Raw genomic sequence first — 3,895 nt, 5'->3', positions numbered from 1 at the left:
CAGCCCGCCGAGCCCGCCTCCGGCGAACCCGCCGCGCCCGCGCTGCCCCGGCCCGAGCTGCCCCAGCCCTATGTCTCCCCGCTGACCGCCACCGAGCGCGAACTGTGCGAGCTGTGGGCGCGGACGCTGGGCGTGGCGCCGGTCGGCACCCGGGACAACTTCTTCGACCTGGGCGGCAGTTCCTTCTCCGCGCTGCAGATGCTGGCGACCGTGCGGCGGAGCTTCGGCCGTACCGTCCCCGCGGTGGCGCTCTTCGAGTCGCCCACCGTGCGGCGGCTGGCCGCCGTGCTCGACGACGACGCCGCCCGTCCGGCCCCGGCCCCGGCCCCGGCCGTGGCTCCCGCACCGGCCCCTGCCGCGCGGGAGATCCCGCTCCGGGAGCCGAGCGTGACGCCCGCTCAGCTCCCGGTACCCGCTCCACTCCCGGCGCCCGCCGTGGACGCCGTCAGCGCGGTGAACACCGGGGGAGGGGAGGTGCCCGAGGACGACCGGCAGATCGCGGTGGTCGGAATGGCCGGCCGCTTCCCGGGCGCGGGCGACGTCGGCGCCTTCTGGCAGAACCTGCTCGGCGGCGTGGAGACCATCAGCTTCTTCACGCCGGAGGAACTGATCGAGGCGGGCGTCGACCCCGACCTGGTCAACGATCCGGAGTACGTCCGGGCCCGCCCCGTGCTCGACGACATCGCCGGGTTCGACGCCGGGTTCTTCGGGATGAGCCCCCGCATGGCCGCCCTCGCCGACCCCCAGCAGCGGCTCTTCCTGGAGGTCTGCTGGGAGGCGCTGGAGCACGCGGGCTGCGCGGACGAGTCCTACCGGGAGCGGGTCGGCGTCTACGGCGGCTCCAACCTGAGCACCTACCTGCTCGGCATGGTCCCGCAGCTCGGCCGGGGCGTGGACGTCAGCCCCTACGAGCTGATCATGACCAACGACAAGGACGCCCTCACCACCACCGTCTCCTACCTCTTCGACCTACGCGGCCCGAGCGTGCCGGTGCAGACCTTCTGCTCCACCTCGCTGGTCGCGGTGCACACCGCGGTCCGCAGCCTGCGGGCCGGGGAGTGCGAGGTCGCGCTCGCCGGCGGAGTCTCCATCGGGGTGCCGGACCGCAAGGGGCACCTGCGCCAGCCCGGCGGCATGGACTCCCACGACGGGCACGTCCACTCCTTCGACGCCGACGCGACCGGCACCATGTTCGGCGACGGCGCCACCGTGGTCGTCCTCAAGCGGCTCTCCGACGCGCTGCGCGACGGCGACACCGTGCACGCCGTGATCCGCGGCTCCGCGCTCAACAACGACGGTGCGCTGAAGGCCGGTTACGCCGCGCCCAGCGTCGCCGGGCAGGCCGCCGCGGTGCGTGAGGCCCTGGCGGACGCCGGGGTGACCGCCTCCGACATCGGCTATGTGGAGGCGCACGGCTCCGCCACCGAGCTGGGCGACCCGATCGAGGTCGCCGCGCTCACCCAGGCGTACGGCGCCGGGGACGGCCCCGGCACCATCCCGATCGGCGCGGTGAAGACCAACGTCGGCCACCTCAACCACGCGGCGGGCACCGCCGGGCTGATCAAGACCGCCTTCACCGTCCGGGACGGAGTCATCCCCGCCTCCCTCAACTACACCCGGCCCAACCCGCAGATCGACTTCGCGGCCGGCCCGTTCCGCGTCAACACCGCCGCGAGCCGGTGGCCCGGGGACGAGGGCCGTGTCCGGATCGCCGGCGTCAACTCGCTCGGCATGGGAGGCACCAACGTGCACGTCGTCGTGGAGCAGCCGCCCGCACCGCCGGCGCGTGGACCGGAGACCCGCCGCCACCATGTGGTCGCCCTCTCCGCCCGCACGGAGGCGGCCGCCGAGGAGTCCGTCCGCGACCTCGCCGCCTTCCTCACCGAGGGCACCACGCACCGGATCTCCGACATCTCCCACACCCTCCACGTCGGCCGCAAGACCTTCGAGCACCGCCGGGCCGCCGTGGTCTCCGGCGTCGGACACGCCGCCGCCGTGCTCGCCGGCACCGACGACCGCACCGCCCTGGCCGGGCGGGTGGAGACCGCCTCGGGCCGGCCGGTGGCCCTGCTGCTGGCCGGAGTCGGTGAGCAGTACCCGGGCCTGGTCGCCGACCTGCACCGCCATGAGCCGGTCTTCCGCGCCGAACTCGACGCGGTGCTGGAACTCCTCGCACCGCACCTGCCGGAGACCGACCTCGCCGGTCTGCTCACCGGGAACCGCCCCGGCGGCGGGGGCGGCATGGACCTCGCCGCGCTGCTCGGCCGCGCCACCGGCGGCGGCGACGACCCGCGCGCCGCCGAACTGGAGCGGACCGAGGTGGTCCAGCCGCTGATGTTCGCCGTCGACTACGCGCTGGCCCGCACCTTCATCGCCTGGGGCGTCCGCCCGGCGCTGATGCTGGGGTACAGCCTCGGCGAGTACGCCGCCGCCTGCCTGGCGGGGGTCCTCTCCCTCCCCGACGCCGTCGCCCTGGTGGCGCACCGCGCCCGCCTGATCTCCGGCACGGAGCGCGGCGGGATGGCGGCCGTGCCGCTGGGCGCGGACGAACTCCGCGGCCGGTACCGGCTGGACGCCCGTGGCCTGGACATCGCCGCCGTCAACGGCCCGGCCGCCGTGGTCGTCGCCGGACCGCAGGCCGCGCTGGACGAGCTGATCGCGGTGCTGGAGCGGGACGGGGTGCCCGCCCGCGCGCTGCGCACCACCCACGCCTTCCACTCCCGGATGCTGGAACCGCTGGCGGAGCCGCTGACCACCTGGGTCGCGGAGAACATCACGCTCAACCCGCCGTCCCTGCCCTACCTCTCCAACGTCACCGGCGACATCGCCGACGCCGCCCTGGTCCGCGATCCCGCCTACTGGGCCACCCACATGTGCCGCACCGTGCGGTTCGCGGAGGGCGTCGGACGACTGCTGGAGAACCCGGAGCTGGCGATCGTGGAGATCGGGCCCGGCCCCTCGCTCGGCGCGATGGTGCGCGGCGCCGGCTGTCCGCCGGAGCGCTGGCCGCTGATCACCGCCACGCTGCCCGCGCAGAGCGACCCGCGGCCCTCGGACGAGGTGCTCACCGAGTGCGTCTCCCGGCTCTGGCTGACCGGCGTGGAGCTCGACTGGGCCGCCTACCACGGCCGTGGCGCCGCCACCGCCGGAGCGCACCGGGGCGTCCAGCCGCGCCGGGTGCCGCTGCCCACCTACCCGTTCCAGCGCCAGCGGTACTGGATCGAGCCGACCCCGCTGTTCGCCTCCGGCGCCCCCGCCACGGCGGCACCGGACGCGCTGCCCGAGGGCCCGACGTCCTTCGAGGACCTGGACCGGGTACCGCGGCTGCCGGAGGAGAAGTGGCTGTGGCAGCCGGTGTGGCGGCAGACCGCCGCGCCCGCCCCGGACGGCGCACAGCCCGCGCACTGGCTGGTCTACGCCGACGGTGAGGCGGCCGAGAAGGTCCTCGCCGCGCTGCGGGCCGCCGCCGGCCCCGGGGCCCGGGTGAGCGCGGTCCGGCCCGGCACCGGCTTCACCGCCAGCCCGGACGGCGGCCAGCTCGGCTACACCGTCCGGCCCGGCGACCACGCCGACGCCCAGGCGATGCTGCGTGACCTGCGCGGACGCGGCCTCGAACTGGAGCGCGTGGTCCATCTGTGGACCCTCCAGGAGTCCGGCGACGGAGCCGACCCGGCGGACGCCGCCGTGGCCCTGGGCCTGCACACCCTGGTGGCGCTCGCCCACGCCGCCGGTGACCTGGGTCTGGAGAACTGGTCCCTGGACCTGGTGACCTCCGGCGCCCACCCGGTGCTGGACGCCGCGGAGGTCCGCCCCGAGGCGGCCACCCTGGTCGGTCCGGCGCTGGTGGTCCCGCTGGAGTACCCCGGCGTCACCACCCGGCTGCTGGACACCGCGC

Annotated in this window: 1 protein-coding gene; it reads left to right on the top strand. The window is 75.7% G+C overall.

Features of this window, described 5'->3' with window-relative positions; all coding sequences use genetic code 11:
• Positions 1–3,895: type I polyketide synthase (locus E0D90_RS24405; protein ID WP_130800116.1), on the top strand; the 3,895-nt coding region annotated here is incomplete at both ends.

Origin of the sequence: Streptomyces otsuchiensis (genome assembly GCF_004305975.1) — a bacterium.
In the GTDB taxonomy this organism is placed as follows: domain Bacteria; phylum Actinomycetota; class Actinomycetes; order Streptomycetales; family Streptomycetaceae; genus Streptomyces; species Streptomyces otsuchiensis.
The sequence above is the reverse complement of the archived record's forward strand: the minus strand, read 5'-3'. Positions and strand labels throughout refer to the sequence as shown.